The following is a 17,398-nucleotide window of genomic DNA, read 5'->3' as shown; positions in this document are numbered from 1 at the left end:
ACAGGCTGTACGACAGCCTATTTCTGGTGAATGGATTATTCAAATAGAAATTTTTCGTCGTCAGTCCATGACTGTCCCTAGCGCGCTATGCCGTGCGGCCTGCCCCTCACCCTAACCCTCTCCCCGTAAACGGGGCGAGGGGACGTGCCCTGCGAGACGTCGGAGAGGGAGCGAGAGGCTGCGGCATATCCCCTTCGCCCCGTTTACGGGGGTCCGAAGGACGGGTCGAGACGCGTGGCTCGAGCCCGGTCGGTGGCGGCAGCCGGATGAGGGGCAGCCACCGGCGACCTCCAGCGTCGAGGTGCCGAACTGGACAGCCATCAAACAGGATTGGCGACATCGGCCCCGGCCAACTGCGAAAGCTGGTTGGCGGTCTTTTGCACCAGCATGATCGCTTGGCTGATATCGGGCGCCGCCGGCGCATTGACGAGCGCGATGAAGGGGCAGGTGAGGGCGGCGATGCAGCGCCCGTCCGGGCCGAGGACGGGCGCGGAAAGATTATAGACGCCGGATGTCTGGGCGCTTGCCATCATCTCATAGCCGCGCTCGCGGATCTGGTCGAGACGATCGTAGAAATCGGGGCCGAGTTCTATCTCCGCCCGGCTGCGCACATGCTCGGAGATCATCATCTCCCGCTCCTCCGGGCTGCGGAAGGCTAGCAGCACGTGCCCCGAACCGGTGTCGAACAGGCTGATATGGGCGCCGATGCGGATCGAGAATCCCCAATAGTCCGGCGCCTCCTGCTGGGCGATGACGACAGCCGCGCCGCGATCGAAGACGGCAAGGTGATTGGCCTGGCGCGAGCGCTGGGCGAGATCGCGCATCAGCGGCGTGGCGTAAGACGCGAGCCGGCGCACCGGCGTGTGCAGTTGCGCCAGACCGAAGAGCTTCAGCGTCAGCGAATAGCGGTCGCCATCGAGCCGGGTGACGTAACCGCGGCGCACCAGGCGGTCGAGCATGCGGTAGAATTCGTTGGGGCTGCGGTCGAGCCGCTTGGCGATCTCGGCCTGGGTGAGGCCGCTGTCGACGCCGGCGAGCAATTCCAGGATATCGAGGCCCTTGTCGAGCGCAGGAGCGCGGTAGCGGTCTGACTCGTCGGTCTCCATTCCTTCCTCCTGTGAATATCATTCTGCATATACGCAGAACGGCGGCCCGAAAAGGAAAAGTTTGCGCTTGCCCCTTGGCGGATCGTCTGTTTGTCTATAAACAGACAAATCATCACTGAAGATGCAGTTTACGTTGGGTGAGATATAGCACGCGGAAACCCGGCCGGCTGCCAGCGCCATCTTGCCGGAGGGCGGTCTCAGCGCGCAAACTAGAAGCGGGTGAATGCCCGAGCCTTCGCCAAGACATGAACTGCATTAAGACATGAACTGCATTCGATCGTTCGGCACAGACAATTCCAGAAGAGGCCCGTGACATGACAAACAGACTTTCCGGCAAGACCGTTCTTATCACCGCCGCCGGCCAGGGCATTGGCCGGGCGACGGCGATCGCCTTTGCCGCGGTCGGCGCCAAGGTCCACGCGACCGACATCAATACCGGCGCGCTGGCAACGCTTGCAGCGGAAACCGGCGTTTCCACCCATCAGCTGAATGTGCTCGAAGAGGATGCGGTCAAGGCTCTCGTCGCCGAGATCGGCGCTGTCGACGTGCTGTTCAACTGCGCCGGCTTCGTTCATGCCGGCTCGATCCTGGAGATGAAGGATGCCGATTTCGAATTTGCCCTCGACCTCAACGTCAAGGCGATGATCCGCACCATCCGCGCCGTGCTGCCCGGCATGCTGGAGCGCAAGGACGGGTCGATCATCAACATGGCCTCGGTCGCCTCCAGCATCAAGGGCGTTCCGAACCGCTTCGCCTACGGCGTCACCAAAGCGGCCGTCATCGGACTGACCAAATCCGTCGCCGCCGATTATGTCGCTGACGGCATCCGCTGCAACGCCATCTGCCCCGGCACGGTGGAAAGCCCGTCGCTGCAGGACCGCATGCGCGCCCAGGGCGATTATGACGCGGCCCGCGCCGCCTTCATCGCCCGCCAGCCGATGGGCCGGCTCGGCTCGCCGGAAGAGATCGCCGATCTCGCCGTCTATCTCGCCGGCGCCACCTATACCTCCGGCCAGGCGATCGCCATCGACGGCGGCTGGACGATCTAACTTCAGCCAAGGAAGCCGGCCGGCAGCCCTGCCGGCCATCCGGCTCTTGCAATTGGGAGAACTACCATGACCCGCATCACCGACCTTCGTGTCTTCGATCTCCGTTTTCCCACCTCGCAAAGCCTGGATGGATCGGATGCGATGAACCCCGATCCGGATTATTCGGCCGCCTATGTCATTCTCGATACCGATGCGCCCGGCCTTGCCGGCCACGGCCTGACCTTCACCATCGGCCGCGGCAACGACATCTGCTGCATGGCGATCGAGGCGATGCGCCATCTCGTCGTCGGCACCGAGCTTGCCGAGGTGCTCGCCCATCCCGGCAAATTCTGGCGGCATCTGACCAGCGACAGCCAGCTGCGCTGGATCGGCCCGGAAAAGGGCGCCATCCATCTGGCGACCGGCGCCGTCGTCAACGCCGTCTGGGATCTGCTTGCCAAACAGGCGGGAAAACCGGTCTGGCGGCTGGTCGCCGAGATGTCGCCTGAAGAGATCGCCGATATCGTCGACTACCGCTATCTCACCGACGTGCTGACCCGTGAGGAGGCAGTCGAGATCCTCAAGCGCGCCGAAGCGGGCAAGGCCGAACGCATCGCCATTCTCGAAAAGGAAGGTTATGCCTGCTATACCACCTCGGCCGGCTGGCTCGGTTATGAGGACGAGAAACTGCGCCGCCTCTGCAAGGAGGCGATCGACGCCGGCTTCAACCATATCAAGATGAAGGTCGGCCGCGACCTGGAAGACGATATGCGCCGCCTGAGGATCGCCCGCGAGGTGATCGGTCCCGACCGTTATCTGATGATCGACGCCAACCAGGTCTGGGACGTCGGCCAGGCGATCGACTGGGTCAAGTCGCTTGCCCCGGCCAAGCCCTTCTTCATCGAGGAACCCACCAGCCCCGACGACGTCGCCGGCCACCGTAAGATCCGCCAGGCGATCGCGCCGGTGAAGGTCGCGACGGGCGAGATGTGCCAGAACCGCATCATGTTCAAGCAGTTCATCGCCGAGGGCGCGATCGACATCGTGCAGATCGATTCCTGCCGCATGGGCGGGCTAAACGAGGTTCTCTCCGTGCTGCTGATCGCCGCCAAGTTCGGCTTGCCGGTCTGGCCGCATGCCGGCGGCGTCGGCCTCTGCGAATATGTGCAGCATCTGTCGATGATCGACTACGTCGCGGTCTCCGGCACCAAGGAAGGCCGCGTCATCGAATATGTCGATCATCTGCACGAACACTTCCTCGACCCCTGCCGCATCGAGAACGCCGCCTACATGCCGCCCACCCTGCCGGGCTTCTCGATCGAGATGAAACCGGCATCGATCAGCAACTATACGTTTCCTGCTTAAGAAAACTTCGCCAGCGCCGACGTATCGGCTGCCGGCCGCAGGATGATTTCCTGACGCCGACAGTCTTTCCCGCAGCCGACGGGCTTCCAATCTGACGGGACTGCTCCAATTCACTTGGAGGCGGGCGAAGCTTGCTTTTTTTAGCAGTGAGGAATATTTTCAAACGGTGAATGCGGAGGGGGCCCAGCACCAGCAGGCCAGCAAATTTTATTGAACTTAAACAATAGAATGTTTGCGATCGAGCCATGCCGAAGTTTCATCACATCCGGAGACTCTGCGCCTATCTGCTGACCATCGCGGCAATACTGCTGTCGACGGCCACCGCATATGCCGCCGTGACGGAAGGGGAAAACGGCCGCCGCGTCGCGCTGGTCATCGGCAACTCGGTCTATAAGACGCTGCCCTCGCTTCCCAATCCCGCCAATGATGTCGAAGAGGTGGCGACGACGCTGCGCGCGGCCGGTTTCGACGTGACGATCGGCGTCAATGTCGACCGCATCGGGCTCGAGGATACGGTGCGCCGGTTCCTGCGTTCGACCAGCAATGCCGAGGCCGGCCTGATCTATTATTCGGGGCACGGCATCCAGGTGGGCGGGCAGAATTTCCTGGTGCCGGTCGATGCGACATTGGAGACGCCCTATGACGTCGAGACACAGACCATGCCGCTCGACCTCATCCTCAACCATCTCAAGCAGAATTCGCGGGTGCAACTGATCTTCCTCGATGCCTGCCGCAACAATCCCTTCAACGCCCAGAAATTCTGGATGGCGGAAAAACTGGAGCCGGTCGGCGCCACCCGCGGCCTTGCCCGCATCGACAGCGATCTCGGCAGCCTGATCGCCTTTTCCACCGAACCGGGCCAGGTGGCGCTCGATGGTACCGGTGCGCTCAGCCCCTATTCCGAATCCTTCATCAAACGCGCCAGCGAACCCAACAAGGAAATCCGCCAGGTGCTGACCGATGTGCGCCGCGACGTGATCGCCATGACCAACGGCAAGCAGGTCCCCTGGGAAAACTCCTCGCTGATGGACAGCTTCTATTTCATTCCGGCGCCGCCGCCGCCGAGCGTTGAGGCGATGCAGCAGGTGAGCGTGCCGGAAGGGGCCGCCGCCACGAAGCTGACGATCGCCCCGCCGCATGACGAGACCGGCTCGGCGCTGCTCGTCACCCTCAACCAGCTGCCGCAGACCGGCAAGCTCAGCTTCGACGGCAAGCCGGTCGAGCAGGGCGCCAAGATGCCGGCCGCGGCGCTGACGGCGCTCACCTATGATTCATCGGGTGTCACCGCCGGCACCGTCGGCCTGATCGGCTATACCGTCAGCGATCCCTATGGTCAGGCAACACAGGGCGTCGTCGCCATCACCGTCTCGGCGGATGCCGGTGCCAAGCTCGCCCAGCTCGAACAGCAAAAGCAAGTGCGGCTTGCCGATGCCGATGCCTATCTGAAAACGCTGCCGCGCGATGTCGGCACGACGATCGGTGTCGGCCCCGTCGCGGCCAGCCTGCCGGTCGTTCCGGCATCGGCCGCCGAAATGACCTTCAAGGTCGCGGCCCTGCCCGACAAGGGCACGCTGCGCGCCGGAGACCGGGTGATCGGGCTCGGCCATGTGCTTGAAGCCGCCGATCTTCCGGGCCTTTCCTACGAGCCGCAGATCGGCACCGAAAACCAGCCTTTCGCCCTGACGCTGCAAGCCGCCAATGACGACCTGGCGCCGGCGACCGTCACCTTCAAGCCGACGCTCGACGCCTGCGACACATCCGCCGCCGCCCCCCTCGACCTGCAGGGCGTCACCGCAGGCAAGCTCCCGAACGAGATCGACCCGAACGTGGCGCTGCCGGCGTGCACCGAAGCAATAATGGCCTATCCCGAGGTGGCGCGCTTCGTCTACCAGCTCGGCCGCGCTCAACTTGCCAATCGCGACACCAAGACGGCTTTTGCGACGATCAAGAAGGCGATGGATGCCGGGCATGTCCGGGCGATTCAGGAATTGTCGAGCCTTTACGAGTTCGGCGCCTCCGTTCCCCGCGATGCAGCCAAGGCCAGCGAGATCGCCAAAGGTGGCGCCGCCAAGGGCGATCCGTTCGCCCTGCACAGCTACGGCAAAGCTCTCTACTACGGCCGTGGCACCAAGGCCAATCAGCAAGAGGGCATGCGGATGATGCTGCAGGCCGCCGACCTCGGCCATACATATGCGATGAACGAGCTCGGATATATTTTCCTGAACGGCGTAAACGTCCCAGCCGATCCCGAGCGCGGTATTCGTTTCTATGAGGCCGGCGTTGAACGCAACGACATCTACTCCCTGAACAATCTCGCCCTGGTCTATCGCTTTGGAAAGGGTGCCCCTCAGGATCTTACAAAGGCACTTGACCTTTTCACGCGGGCCGCAGAAGGCGGACAGCCTCATGCTCCCACGAACCTCGGGCGCATGTATCGTGACGGCGTTGGCGTTGCCGCAGACAAGACGGAAGCGGTGAAGTGGCTTGAGATAGGCGCCGAACGCGGCGACTATTGGGGGGCTCTCGACCGCGCCATTCTGGCGAAGGAAGAAGGCAGCGGCGCTGACGGCTTGACGACGGCGGCGCGTTATTTTGCGCTGGCAACCGCCATCAACATGCCTGGCAGCGGCGATCCGAAGAACCAGGCTTTGGCGGAACTCAAGAGGCTGCCCAATGCCGCGAAGAAGAACGCAGAAGCCGCCTTTGCCACCGAGCTGACAGCTCAGGAGCAAAAGGCAATTCCAAAATCCAAGTCGATAGATGACAGGCTCGTCAAGCTCGCCAAGGCGACATGGGTAAAACGAAATCCGAGGTACGATCTCTTCTGAAACGGCGATCCGGGGGCGCCCTACATGAACAGCAAGCTCATCATCCGTGTCTTATTGTGCTCTACCTTCATCGCGGGCTCAGCCGCAATTCTACAGAGTTGTGTGTTCGACCCGGGCGCCAAGACGCTGTTCGCCAGTGAAGAGCCGATTAGGAATACCCCGAACGCCACGCCGACCAGGAAAACGACGCCCACCGTGAGGAAGGTCGTAGCAAAGAGCAATGAAACATCTTTCGGCCGTTCCGGCAATGACTCCGGTTCGAATTCCGGCTCTGGTTCCGGTGGCATGGGCGGCGGCTCATCGAGTTCTGGTAGTTCTTCTAGCTCCGGCAACTCTTCGAGCGGCGGCCCGTCCTGGTAGGGGCAGGATCCTTCGTGATTCAAGCTGTGACCCTTATTGGGGTTGTCGTCGGCATTGCGCTCTCGACCTATCTGGAGCTCGAGCCCGGCAAGGCGATGGCGCTTGCGGTCCTCTGTCTTCTCGCGGCGTGGATCGTCGTCGACGGCACACCGGCTGCGCGCTGGGCCTGGGCATTGCGGGGGAGGCGGCAAGAGTGTCCCGCCGCTTATTGCCGGCGCATCGGAACCAAGCTTGTCGGCATCGCCGCGCTTTTGGGTGTGGTCGTCATTGCCTGTTCCGTCTTTCCGTTTTTCACGCAGTCGTCGGCGGTCCAATGGTTCATCGAGGCCCGCCACACAACCATTCCCATCTCCATCGCCCTTGCCGGCGCCACCATTCTCTACGTCGCGGTCACCGATCGCGTCGCCGAGGAGCCCGATGATTATCTCCATCAGGTCGGGCGTGCGGTGCTGATGCAGGATTTTCGCGAAGAAGACGTGCTGTTCGCATTGCGCCTGCTGACGATCAAATGCTTCTTCCTCGTGCTGATGTTTTCCAGCGGCATAGCGGCGCTTTCCGATCTTGCCGAAAGGCCGGTCTGGCTGTTTCCAGCATTTTCAGCCGCCTGGTTCGAAGGTTTGCTGCGCCTTGTCTTCCTTCTCGACGTTATCCTGGCTGCCGGCGGCTACATCGCCACCTTCAAGCTGTTCGGATGGCATGTCAGGGCGACGGAGACAACGGCGCTCGGCTGGCTCGTGTGCCTCATCTGTTACGAGCCGTTCTTCCCGGCGATTTCACAGGCCTTCGTGCCCTATGGCGCCGGACCGGGTTGGGAAAGCGTGATCCGGGAGGGATCGGTGGCCTACTTCGTCTGGAGCGTTGCCACGCTGTCCTGCGCCATAATCTACGTCTGGGCGACCATTGCCTTCGGGCCGCGATTTTCCAACCTGACCCATCGCGGCATCATCACCTCGGGCCCCTACCGCTTCGTCAAACATCCGGCCTATCTCTCCAAGAACATCTCCTGGTGGCTGTTTGCGGCCCCGAGCTTCGTCGCCAGCGGTCTTGCCGAAGGACTGGCGCGGGCCGGCATGCTGGCGGTCGTCAGCCTGATCTATCTACTGCGCGCCCGCGCCGAAGAGCGCATGCTGAGCCAGGATCCCGCCTATCGGGACTATGCCGAGACTGTCGCCGCAAATGGACTGCTGGCGATGGCGAAACGGCGTCTGGCGCCGACAGCGCCACGCCTCTGAAAAGGCATAGGATATAGCGCAGGGGAGGCAGAATATCTGCGAGGTCGGCCCCTCATCCGCCTGCTGGCACCTTCTCCCCCGTTTTACGGGAGAAGGGGGTATGCCGCGGCCTCTCCGTCCCTCGCCAACGTCGCACAGGGCACGTCCCCTCTCCCCGTTTTACGGGGAGAGGGTTAGGGTGAGGGGCAGCCACCGGCACCAACCGGACCGCCGGCGCGACACTCACACCCTTCACCCATCCAGCCCCTTGAAACGCACCGGCTGATAGCCGCGCATCAGCAGGCTGCCGAGTGAATAGGTGTTGCGGCAGACGCGGCCCTTGCAGGCGTTGGGCGAGGCCTCCATCACCTCGACCTTGCGGTCGTCGGTGAAGCGCATGAACAAGAGCACATGCGAACCCGGCTTGTTCAGCGCGTCGCCCGGCCGCATCGACCAGGGGTCGGAGACGCGTTTGGTGATATCAGGGATGGCGCGCGTCGAGACATGCATCTTCAGGCCCCAGGCGTCGCTGACGAAGCCGGAGCAGTCGACACCGAGGATGTTGGTTTGCGGCGCGCTCTTGGTGCAGACATTGCCGGCGGTCTGGCCCTTTTCGACGCCGTCCATGAAATCCTCGAGCCGGGTCTTGCAGCCCCAGCAATAGGGAACGCCCTTCACCGTCTGGCCGCGCTTGCCGATCAGATAGATCGGCCGGCGCAGCCGGTTCATGTTGATGCAGCCGGGGCCCGGATCCTTGCCATAGGCTGATGACGTCACCAGCCAGTTCAAGGTTTCGAAGCCGATCGCCCGCTCGATGACGTCGCTGCGCGACTTCGGCACGATCGCCAGTTTCGGCGCCTTGCCGGGCTTGCCGGCATTGAGCGGTTTTGCCGGCCGCGCGACGGCGAGTTTTCGGCCGGGATCGCGGCCGTCGAGCCGCAGCACCTGCGCCCGGCTTTCCTGCGATTTGAGATAGAGCACGTCGCCGCGCGGGCCGATCGCCACGAAACGCCGGGAAAACACCGTGCCGGGGTCGATCGGCAGGTCGTAGATCCGGTCCACCACCCCGTTCGGCGTGAAGCGCGCCACCAGCATGCCGGTGCGCTCCGGCTGATCGGCGGGCACCAGCTCGACCAGCGCATAGGGCCGGCCCGTCGTGTCGATGTCGAGAAGTTCGACGGTGCCGATGCGGCCCTCGGCGGTGAGCTGCAGCGACAGGAAATTCTCCTCCGAGCTGCTGCGCCGCAGCAGGATCTCGGCCTTGTCATTTACAGCCGAAACCTCGGCGACGATATCGCCGAGCCCGCGGCTCGGCACATATTGAACGACCGGCGGGCGGGCCGCCGGTCGGCTGGTGCTGCGGCCGATCTCGTCGACGATGCTGTTCAGCGGCCCCGGCGGCACCGAGCCCATCGAGGCGAAGACCGAGCGGGTGTAATCGTCGGCATCGCCGCCGTCGACGGCGCGCAGCGTCTGCGACCTTCCATCGGCTTCCGTGGCACGCTCGAGCGGCACGACACCATCAGACCAGAGGTAGAGTTCGTTGTGGACGACGGCGAGATCTTCCGGGGTCGCATTTTCCGGCAGAGGCAGGATTTGGGGCTCGGCCTGCGAGCGCTCGGCGTCGATGGCGAGCACGCGGCCGTTGTTCTGGTCGAGAATATAGATGGTGCCGTCGTCGCCGACGGTGATCGCCGCAGGTCCCGATGCCTCGACTTCCTCGCTGGCGGAAATGATGCCGACCGAGCGGCCGCCATCGCCGCTACGAAGCTCGATAATCGTCGTGTCCTTGGCAAAAACCGGCGAAGCGACCGCAAGTGCCGCGGCAATCAGAATATGCGACCCAAGACTACGCATGTCCTCGACCCCCGAACAGGACGATGTCAGGCCGGCTCGGCCCTCTATGACCGTCAAGTCTTGGAAATGGTAAGATAGATGCGCCTTGTCAGCAAGCCGTTGCTTTCCAAACGATTTGGAGATCTGCGCCTGGAATAGTACAAGATCATGGTCTCCAAGATTTGCGGGCAGGGAATGCTTATGCTGGAATGGAACGGTGACGAACTGGCGCTCGACATCAGCCTGCTGGAGCAGGTGCGCGCCGCAAGGATCGGCTTCTCCGATCGCGTCTGCGCCGCCTCGCAAAGCGCCGACGACAAGCATCTGGCGCAGCTGCGCTCCGAGCCGACCTATCTGATGGCCGAGTTCCTCTATTCGATGAAGGTGTTCGGCATCAGCGCGGCCGAGGATATCGAGCGCTTCGCCGATCTGCACAATGATTACGTGGTGTCGCTGACCCGCGACCCGGCCAAGCTGCAGCGCCTCGGGCTGTCGCAGGATCGCGCGCTCGCCTCGATGTTTACCGCCGACACCAAGCCGCGGCTGATCCAGAACTGGGCGGAGAAATCAGGCGCCATCGACCAGTCCAATCTCGCCCGGTTCCTCGTGGCGGTGATGTCGAGCGAGACCTGCCGCAAGACGCTGATCGATTTCGAGACGGCGGGCTTCATGCAGCGCAAGCGCTCGCCCTATGGCACCATGGTCGTCTGGTCGACGGGCAAGATCGAGGAGATCTTCGGCGAGATGCTGCGCGATCTCCGCCTTAGCCTGCAGCAACTGAAGATCCTCTGAGCAAGTGCCGCGACCCGATGTCGGGCGCTGCGCGGCCAGCCGATTTCACCCCTCCCAATCGATGGGCACCGAGCGCCGTTGCCTTCCTTCCGGCCTCTCCCTATTGTCGGTAAGCATGTCGCGCGAATGGCGCCCCATAGGACGGATGTGACGACGATGACGAAATCCCGGCTCATACCCCTGTCGATCGGCCTGCTGCTGGCGCTGCACGTGTCTCAGCTTGCTCATGCCGGCCCGATGGAAGACGCGCTGGCGGCCCGCAACCCCTCGCTGGCGGCGCTCCGCCAGCATGACGAAAAGGCCTTTGCTGCTGCCGCCGCACTCATCGCCGAACATGAACAAGCCAAGGGGCTGACGCCGGGAAAGGACAAGCTGCCAGACGAGACCTCGCCAGGCCGCGACATGGGCTCGGGCCTTGGTAAGGAATTCACGGTCGACAATCCGGATATTCTCTGGCTCTACAATTCCTCGCCCGAGGGCATGAGCGACCTGATCTCGATTTTGAAATCAGCCGGGCAGAAACCCAAGAACTAAGCTCCATTCCAAAGTCAAAAAGACGACATCGGACGGCGGGTAATGCCGATCCCGAGTCTTGCGCACGTCTTTTCCGGGACGGTTTCTTGCCGGTTCCAAATAATTTGTAACCCTCCCTCAAGCAAGACAGGCAAAGCCATCCCAATTTCGCCGGTCAGTGCTATTCTCATCTTCAACACAGTGTGAGATTGTTCGAAGAGGAGGTTTTCCCATGTCGAACCGCAAAGCCATCCTAGCCGCAGCCACCTTTCTCTCGTTCTTTGCGGTGGTTCCCGCCGTCGAGGCGCAGAACGAACGCACACTGACCGAAGCGCCGGTCCAGACCGGACCCGTCAGCATCACCTTCGATCGCGCCGAGGCCAAATACGCCATCGGCGAAGTCGTCGGCCTGTTCATCCAGTCGACCGAGAACAGCTACGTCACGGTGATCAACGTCTCGCCGAACGGCTCCGTCGTCAAACTTTTCCCGAACAAATATCAGACCGATGCCCTCGTCGGCCCCGGCAAGCGCGTGCAGGTGCCGGATCCGGCCAGCGGCGCCCGGCTGCAGGTCTCCGGCCCGGTGGGCCAGGAGCAGATCAAGGTCTTCTATTCATCCAAGCCGCTGACCATCTTCGCCGATCTCGGCGGCAGCGGCAGCGGCATGTTCCGCTCGATCGACGGCGGCATGGATGCCGTGTCCCGCAGCCTGGAAGAGGCCCGCAGCCTCGGCACCAAGATCAGCAGTAAGACGCTGATGCTGACGACGGTCGACAGCCCGGCGGCCCTGCCGCCCGCCGCAGCCCCGCCGGTTGCAGCCGCTCCCGCCACAAAACCGATCGAACAGGCGGCCAAGCCGCCGGTTGCGCCGAAGCCGAAGCCGAAGCCGGTGATCAAACAGGAAGTCGCCAAGAAGCCGGACACGGCCGTGGAAAAACCGAAGCCTGTGGCCCCGAAAAAGGTGACGCCGAAACCGGTGGAGCAGGCGACGACGCAGCCGCCGAAGAAATACAAGATCGTCACCAATCTGGCGCCCGGCCAGGAGCTTGCCGCCGATGAACTGCAACTGATCGGCCCCGCCGACACCACCGCCTCCACCCGACCGAGCCAGTATAAGCAGCCCGCCCAATCCTCCCAGGCGAAGATGCCGAAGCTGCCGATGCCGCAGCTGAAGATGCCGCAATTCAAACTTCCAGGCGGCTTCAGCATCAAGATGCCGCAGCTCAACCTCGGCCGCTCGGCCGAACCCGAGGCCGGCGAAGAGATCGAAGTCGCGAATGCCGACACGCCTGCCTGCACTGCCCTTCTCGACAAGCTGAACACCGCCGTTGCCGCCAAGGATATCACGGCGGCGGCGTCCGAGGCCGATGCGATCGCCGTCAGCGCCGAATGCGGCCAGTTCCAGGTCAATGCCCAGCGCCGCGTTGCGGCCCTCAGGCTTGCCGCCGCCCAGGAGATGATGGCCGCCAACCAGCCGGTCGCCGATTACGAGCCGCTGCTGGTCGCCGCCGACAGCCCGCAGGTGCTCTGGCAGGCCTCCGCCACGCTCGGCGAGATCTATTTCTCCGCCCGCCGCTTTGCCGATGCCGCCGCCGATTACCAGCAGGCGATCGAAATCATCAAGAACGAGACCCGCACGCCGAAGGCGCCGCCGGCCGACACCATCTCCGATCTCATCCAGCGCGCCGCCCAGGCCCGCATCCTGGCCGCCAATCCGACGAGTGACAACCCTGAAGGCAGCTTCGTCCCGGCCGAGAAAGACCACCGCAGCGGCGTGCTCGGCGGCATCTATTCCGAAAATGTCCGCGGCATCGTGCCGGTCTCCATTCCCGTGCCGATCACCTTCGACTTCGACAAGTCGAGCTTCACCTCGATCGGCACCGAGGCGGCCGAGGAATTGCTGGAGGCGCTGAAGGAGCAGAAGCCCGGCCGCATCATCCTGATCGGCCACACCGACCGGCGCGGCGGCGACGACTATAATCAGAAGCTCTCCGAGCGCCGCGCCCAGGCGGTGGCCGATTTCCTCAAGAGCCACGGCATCGATGCGTCGATCGATGCCGAAGGCCGCGGCGCCTCCGAGCCGGTCGACGTGACCGCAACCGCAAACCTCACCGAAGACGATGTCGATGCGCTGAACCGCCGCGTCGAATGGCGTCGCGAATAGCCGGGGCGAGGGGAGTTTGGCCATGTCCGCATCCGTTTCCATGGCCGCCGCATTCGCCCTCCTCAGCCTGGCGGCGACAGAGACCCTGGCAAAAACCATCGAGGCGCCGGAGCGCGGCGCCGTCCGGGCGGTGCTGATCGGCATCGATCTTTACCGCAACGTTCCGCCGCTGCACGGCGCCGTCGCCGATGCCGAGGATCTTTCGCTGTCGCTGCGTTCGGTCGGTGTCGAAGACATGACGCTGTTGAAGAACGGCGAGGCCGACCGCGAGGGCATCTTCCATGCGATCGAGGCCGTGACGGAACGGGCTGGCGCCGGCGATCTCGTCGTGCTCGGCATCGCGGGCCATGGCTCGAGCGAGCCGGAGCGCGTCAAGGGCTCGAAACCGAGCGGCCGCGACGAGGTCTATGTGCTCGCCGGCTTCGACACAAGGCTGCCCGGATCGCGCGAACGCATCTTCGGCGACGAGTTCAAAGTGCTGATCCGCAACTTGGAGACCAAGGGCGCCGATGTGCTCTTCATCGCCGATACCTGCCATGCCGGCGGCATGACCCGCGATGTCGATCCGCGCGGCGCCGAGATCACCTGGCGCCAGGCGCCCTCCTATACGATCGAGGAGGACGACCTCGCGCCGATCTCGACGACGGCGGACGCGCTCTCCACCGGCTTCGATTACAAACGGCTGACCTTCCTCGCCGCCGTCGACGACAACACCAAGTCGCCTGAAATCTCCATTCCCGGCATCCCGCAGAAACGCGGCGCGCTGAGCTATGCCACCGCCCGCGCCTTCGAAGGGGCGGCCGACCGCAACGGCGATGGCGCCGTCAGCCGCCGCGAACTCTTCGAATATGTGCGCCAGTCGGTCTACCAGTTCACCGACCAGCGGCAGAACATCTTCACCGAAAGCCCGCCGGGAACCGATCTCGACCGCGCGGTCGTCTATAATTACGAAGGGGCGGGAACGACGGCAGAAGCAGCGAAATCATCCACGCCGCCGCCGGTCGAGCCCGCGCCGATCAGCGTCGCCGCCCTCGGCGCCGAGCCGGTGCTGCAGGGCATCGACCCGGCCGTCACGCCGTTCAAGCTGACGGAAACCGCCGCTGCCGAACTGATCTTCGATCCGGAAAAACGCGAGGCGGTTGCCGGCGGCGATGTCGTCGCCTCCGGCATCGGCGCCGGCGACATGCCGTTCGTCGTCGACCGGATGGCCGCGCTCGACACGCTGAAGCGGCTGTCGGAGGCCAACCCGCAGACCGTGCGCGTCACCCCCTCCGATACCGTCCATCGGGAGGGCGAGCGTGTCGGCGTGGCGGTATCCGATCTCTCCGGCCGCAAGCTCGTGCTCTTCGACGTCACCGGCGATGGAACCGTGCAGTTCCTCTATCCCGGTGAGAAAGAGATCGATGCCGAGATGTCGGCGAGTTTCGATCTCGATCTCTCCGTCGTTGCCCCCTTCGGCACCGATCTGCTCGTCGCCGTCACCTCGGAAAAGCCGATGCCCGAGCTCGTCGAGTTCCTCAAGCAGAACGACAGGCGCCGCACCGCCGGCAATATTGCCAGGCGGCTCGGCGACGTCCTGCCCAAGGGCGCCCGCGTCGGATTTACGGTCCTCTATACCTCCGCCGGAGTCAAGCTATGAGCGCGTCGATCAGCAGGGTCATCACCATTGCCTCTGTGGTGCTGCTGCTGGCTGCGCCGGCGCTGACGCAGCAGGATACCGATTTTGCCGGCGAGGATGGCGGCCGTGTGATCGGCGGCCAGGCGGCGAAGAAGGGCGAATGGCCCTGGCAGGTGAAAATCCTGGCGCCCGATCCCGAACAGCGCGGCCGCTTCGGCGGCCATTGCGGCGGCTCGCTGATCGCGCCGCGCTGGATATTGACCGCCGCCCATTGCGTCACCAGCGGCCGCTCCGGCAAGCAGGATCTGTTCGCCCGCGACCTGCTGATCGTCGAGGGCAAGTCGAAGATCGACAAGGTGATCTCGGTCGACGGGCCGGATAAACCCGGCCTTGCCGTCGAAGACGTGGTCATTCACGAGGATTTCGACCGCAAGGTCTTTGCCAACGACATCGCCCTGATCAAGCTGGCCGAGCCCGCCGTCTCCAGGCCGGCCATTCTCGCCTCGGCCTCCGATGACGAGGTGGAGGCGGCCGGCCACAAGGCCGTCGTCACCGGCTGGGGCTACACCAAGGCCGATCACGGCTGGGACGACAAATACCTGCCGACCGAGCTGCAGGAAGTCGAGCTGCCGATCGTCCCGCGTGAGGATTGCCGTGCGGCCTATCGCGACAGCTCGATGCGGATGAACCCGATCGACGAGCGCAATGTCTGCGCCGGTTATGCCGAAGGCGGCAAGGATGCCTGCCAGGGCGACAGCGGCGGGCCGCTGGTGGCCCAGCGTTCCGACAAAAGCTGGATCCAGCTCGGCATCGTCAGCTGGGGTGCCGGCTGCGCCGAGGCCGAACATTACGGCGTCTATACCCGCGTCGCCGCCTTCCGCGACTGGATCGCCGCCAAGACCGATGGCGACGTGCCGAATGTCGAAATGCCGCCCGCCGATCAGGTCGCCTCGACCACCACCGTTCCCGGGACCAAGCTCAGGCAATCCGGCCAGAAACTGGCCAATCTCGCCATCACCACCCCGCCCGCCGGCGATACCGCCCCTGCCGCCACGAGCCAAACACCCGACGCATCAGCCGTCGAACCCGCGCCGGCTGACAAGCCTGCCGCCGGGGAACCCACCATCCAGCCGCCCGCCATCAAGACGCCCACTGTCCAGGTCCCCGATGGCCAAACACCCGGCATCCAAAGCTCTCCCGGCGATCGCGCGCTGCTGATCGGCATCGACGATTACGAGATGCGCGAGGCAAAACTCACCGGCTCCGCCAGCGACGTCAAGGCGATGCAGCTCTTCCTGGTGAAGACGCTCGCCTACCGCCCGGAACAGATCCACACGCTGACCAACCGCAAGGCGAGCCGCGAGGCGATCCTTGCGGAAATCGACGACTGGCTGGTACGCCAGTCGACGCCCGGCAGCCGGGTCTTCCTCTATTTCAGCGGCCAAGGTTCAGAGGAAATGGGCGCCGAGGAAACAACCAGCCCGACGCTTGTCGCAGCCGACGCCAAGCTGATGCGCGAGGCCGGCAAGCTGACGGTCACCAACCAGATCCGCGAGACGGAGATCGCCGCACGGCTGAACAGCCTCAAGGACCGCCGCGTTACGCTGCTGATCGATGCCTGCCATGTCGGGCCCGGCAGCCGCAGCGCGGTGGCGGCACCAAGCGGCGGCAACGTGCGTTGCCTCGGTCCGGCGCTGGCAGCACTCGAAACGCCGAACAAATCGGGCAAGGAGGCGAAATTCTCCTTCGGCGGCGAAAACGCCATGGTCTGGTCGGCCGTCAATTCAGGCCAGTGGGCGCTGGTCGACCGCGAGGCCAAGCCGCCGGTCGGCGTCTTCACCCGCCGCTTCATCGAAGGTGTACAGGATGGCGTGGCGCGCGCCGCCGACAAGCCGACTATCAGCAATGCCGCCCTGCTCGATTATGTCAGACGCAAATCCGACGAATATTGCCGGACGCATGCTGAGGATTGCCGCTTCACGCCGGTGCCGCAATTCTACGGCCAGCCGGATGCGCTCGGCCGCGATGTCATCACCGGCGAGGAGGCGAAAACCCCGGTCGCCGCCGTCGAGAACACGCTGAAGACGGACAATGAGGCGGGTGTCGCCGTCGATGTGCTGCCCGGCACCTCGGTCGGCATCGGCGACAAGGTGGCGATGCGGGTGTCGACCAAAAAATCAGGCTACCTGATCCTGGTCGATATCGACGCCTCCGGCAAACTGACCCAACTTTACCCGAACAAGCGCTCGATGGGGCTGAAACCGACCGCCAAGAGCGGCGACAACCGGCTCGATCCCACCCGGCCGGTCGTCGTGCCGGATGCGCGCAATCCCTATACCGGCTTCGAATATGTGGTGGAGGGGCCGGCCGGCGTCGGCATGGTCGTCGCCATTCTCAGCGACAAGCCGATCGAGGTGCTCGACCTGCCGGACGTGCCGACGCCGCTGGTCGGCCAGCGCGCCGCCTTCAACTATGTCTACGATCTCGCCCGCACTTTAAGGATCGTCGGCGACGACGAGACCGGCGCCCAGGGCAAGTGGTCGTTCGATTCCAAATTCTATCGCATCCGCTGAAGGG

General features: G+C 63.9%; 12 protein-coding genes. 9 read left to right on the top strand and 3 right to left on the bottom strand.

What is annotated here, in order from left to right; genetic code table 11:
* Nucleotides 1–320 precede the first annotated feature (320 nt).
* On the bottom strand, nt 321–1,106 hold the full coding sequence (locus AMK05_RS29870; RefSeq protein ID WP_064843776.1) for an IclR family transcriptional regulator: 786 nt from the start codon (nt 1,104–1,106) through the stop codon (nt 321–323).
* Between the two features lie 314 nt (nt 1,107–1,420).
* Here AMK05_RS29870 and AMK05_RS29865 point away from each other — a divergent pair, with 314 nt between their 5' ends.
* From AMK05_RS29865 to AMK05_RS29855, 3 genes are all read left to right on the top strand, one after another.
* Nucleotides 1,421–2,155: an SDR family oxidoreductase gene (locus tag AMK05_RS29865; protein ID WP_064843774.1), complete on the top strand. Its 735-nt coding sequence runs from the start codon at nt 1,421–1,423 to the stop codon at nt 2,153–2,155.
* Nucleotides 2,156–2,221: 66 nt separating this feature from the next.
* Nucleotides 2,222–3,499, top strand: a complete 1,278-nt coding sequence (locus AMK05_RS29860) for an L-fuconate dehydratase (RefSeq protein ID WP_064843772.1) — start codon at nt 2,222–2,224, stop codon at nt 3,497–3,499.
* A gap of 245 nt (nt 3,500–3,744) precedes the next feature.
* A complete protein-coding gene (locus AMK05_RS29855) occupies nt 3,745–6,327 on the top strand; it encodes a caspase family protein (protein WP_064843769.1) in 2,583 nt (860 codons plus the stop codon).
* Between the two features lie 20 nt (nt 6,328–6,347).
* On the opposite strand, the gene AMK05_RS35870 is transcribed toward AMK05_RS29855, so the two are convergent.
* Nucleotides 6,348–6,710, bottom strand: a complete 363-nt coding sequence (locus tag AMK05_RS35870) for a hypothetical protein (RefSeq protein WP_237352271.1) — start codon at nt 6,708–6,710, stop codon at nt 6,348–6,350.
* On the opposite strand from AMK05_RS35870, the gene AMK05_RS29845 reads away from it, so the two are divergent.
* A complete protein-coding gene (locus AMK05_RS29845) occupies nt 6,702–7,919 on the top strand; it encodes a methyltransferase family protein (protein WP_064843765.1) in 1,218 nt (405 codons plus the stop codon). The genes AMK05_RS35870 and AMK05_RS29845 overlap by 9 nt on opposite strands.
* Before the next feature lie 231 nt (nt 7,920–8,150).
* On the opposite strand, the gene AMK05_RS29840 is transcribed toward AMK05_RS29845, so the two are convergent.
* Nucleotides 8,151–9,755, bottom strand: coding sequence for a hypothetical protein (locus AMK05_RS29840; protein ID WP_064843763.1), 1,605 nt, complete (start codon nt 9,753–9,755; stop codon nt 8,151–8,153).
* A gap of 180 nt (nt 9,756–9,935) precedes the next feature.
* Here AMK05_RS29840 and AMK05_RS29835 point away from each other — a divergent pair, with 180 nt between their 5' ends.
* The 5 genes from AMK05_RS29835 to AMK05_RS29815 all read left to right on the top strand — a co-directional run bounded on the left by AMK05_RS29835 (nt 9,936) and on the right by AMK05_RS29815 (nt 17,394).
* Nucleotides 9,936–10,526 carry a hypothetical protein gene (locus AMK05_RS29835; RefSeq protein ID WP_064843853.1) on the top strand — a complete coding sequence of 197 codons (591 nt, stop codon included), beginning with the start codon at nt 9,936–9,938 and terminating at the stop codon, nt 10,524–10,526.
* 156 nt (nt 10,527–10,682) lie between these two features.
* A complete protein-coding gene (locus tag AMK05_RS29830) occupies nt 10,683–11,060 on the top strand; it encodes a hypothetical protein (RefSeq protein ID WP_064843761.1) in 378 nt (125 codons plus the stop codon).
* Between the two features lie 211 nt (nt 11,061–11,271).
* The gene (locus tag AMK05_RS29825) at nt 11,272–13,203 is read left to right on the top strand and encodes a DUF4384 domain-containing protein (protein WP_064843759.1); all 1,932 of its coding nucleotides are present in this window, start codon (nt 11,272–11,274) and stop codon (nt 13,201–13,203) included.
* A gap of 22 nt (nt 13,204–13,225) precedes the next feature.
* Nucleotides 13,226–14,842 carry a caspase family protein gene (locus AMK05_RS29820; RefSeq protein ID WP_064843757.1) on the top strand — a complete coding sequence of 539 codons (1,617 nt, stop codon included), beginning with the start codon at nt 13,226–13,228 and terminating at the stop codon, nt 14,840–14,842.
* Nucleotides 14,839–17,394: a trypsin-like serine protease gene (locus tag AMK05_RS29815; RefSeq protein WP_064843755.1), complete on the top strand. Its 2,556-nt coding sequence runs from the start codon at nt 14,839–14,841 to the stop codon at nt 17,392–17,394. The genes AMK05_RS29820 and AMK05_RS29815 overlap by 4 nt, the downstream gene beginning before the upstream one ends.
* Nucleotides 17,395–17,398: the final 4 nt, after the last annotated feature.

The sequence above is a fragment of the Rhizobium sp. N324 genome, from assembly GCF_001664485.1.
Classification (GTDB): Bacteria; Pseudomonadota; Alphaproteobacteria; order Rhizobiales; family Rhizobiaceae; genus Rhizobium.
Note: the sequence above shows the minus strand (reverse complement) of the source record. Positions and strands in the feature narration are given on the sequence as shown.

What these genes read in the sequence shown, in the direction of transcription:
- AMK05_RS29830 (WP_064843761.1), top strand. Translation starts at nt 10,683, where the DNA reads ATGACGAAATCCCGGCTCATACCCCTGTCGATCGGCCTGCTGCTGGCG.
- AMK05_RS29820 (WP_064843757.1), top strand. Translation starts at nt 13,226, where the DNA reads ATGTCCGCATCCGTTTCCATGGCCGCCGCATTCGCCCTCCTCAGCCTG.
- AMK05_RS29840 (WP_064843763.1), bottom strand. Translation starts at nt 9,755, where the DNA reads ATGCGTAGTCTTGGGTCGCATATTCTGATTGCCGCGGCACTTGCGGTC.
- AMK05_RS29865 (WP_064843774.1), top strand. Translation starts at nt 1,421, where the DNA reads ATGACAAACAGACTTTCCGGCAAGACCGTTCTTATCACCGCCGCCGGC.
- AMK05_RS29825 (WP_064843759.1), top strand. Translation starts at nt 11,272, where the DNA reads ATGTCGAACCGCAAAGCCATCCTAGCCGCAGCCACCTTTCTCTCGTTC.
- AMK05_RS29860 (WP_064843772.1), top strand. Translation starts at nt 2,222, where the DNA reads ATGACCCGCATCACCGACCTTCGTGTCTTCGATCTCCGTTTTCCCACC.
- AMK05_RS29815 (WP_064843755.1), top strand. Translation starts at nt 14,839, where the DNA reads ATGAGCGCGTCGATCAGCAGGGTCATCACCATTGCCTCTGTGGTGCTG.
- AMK05_RS29855 (WP_064843769.1), top strand. Translation starts at nt 3,745, where the DNA reads ATGCCGAAGTTTCATCACATCCGGAGACTCTGCGCCTATCTGCTGACC.
- AMK05_RS29835 (WP_064843853.1), top strand. Translation starts at nt 9,936, where the DNA reads ATGCTGGAATGGAACGGTGACGAACTGGCGCTCGACATCAGCCTGCTG.
- AMK05_RS29870 (WP_064843776.1), bottom strand. Translation starts at nt 1,106, where the DNA reads ATGGAGACCGACGAGTCAGACCGCTACCGCGCTCCTGCGCTCGACAAG.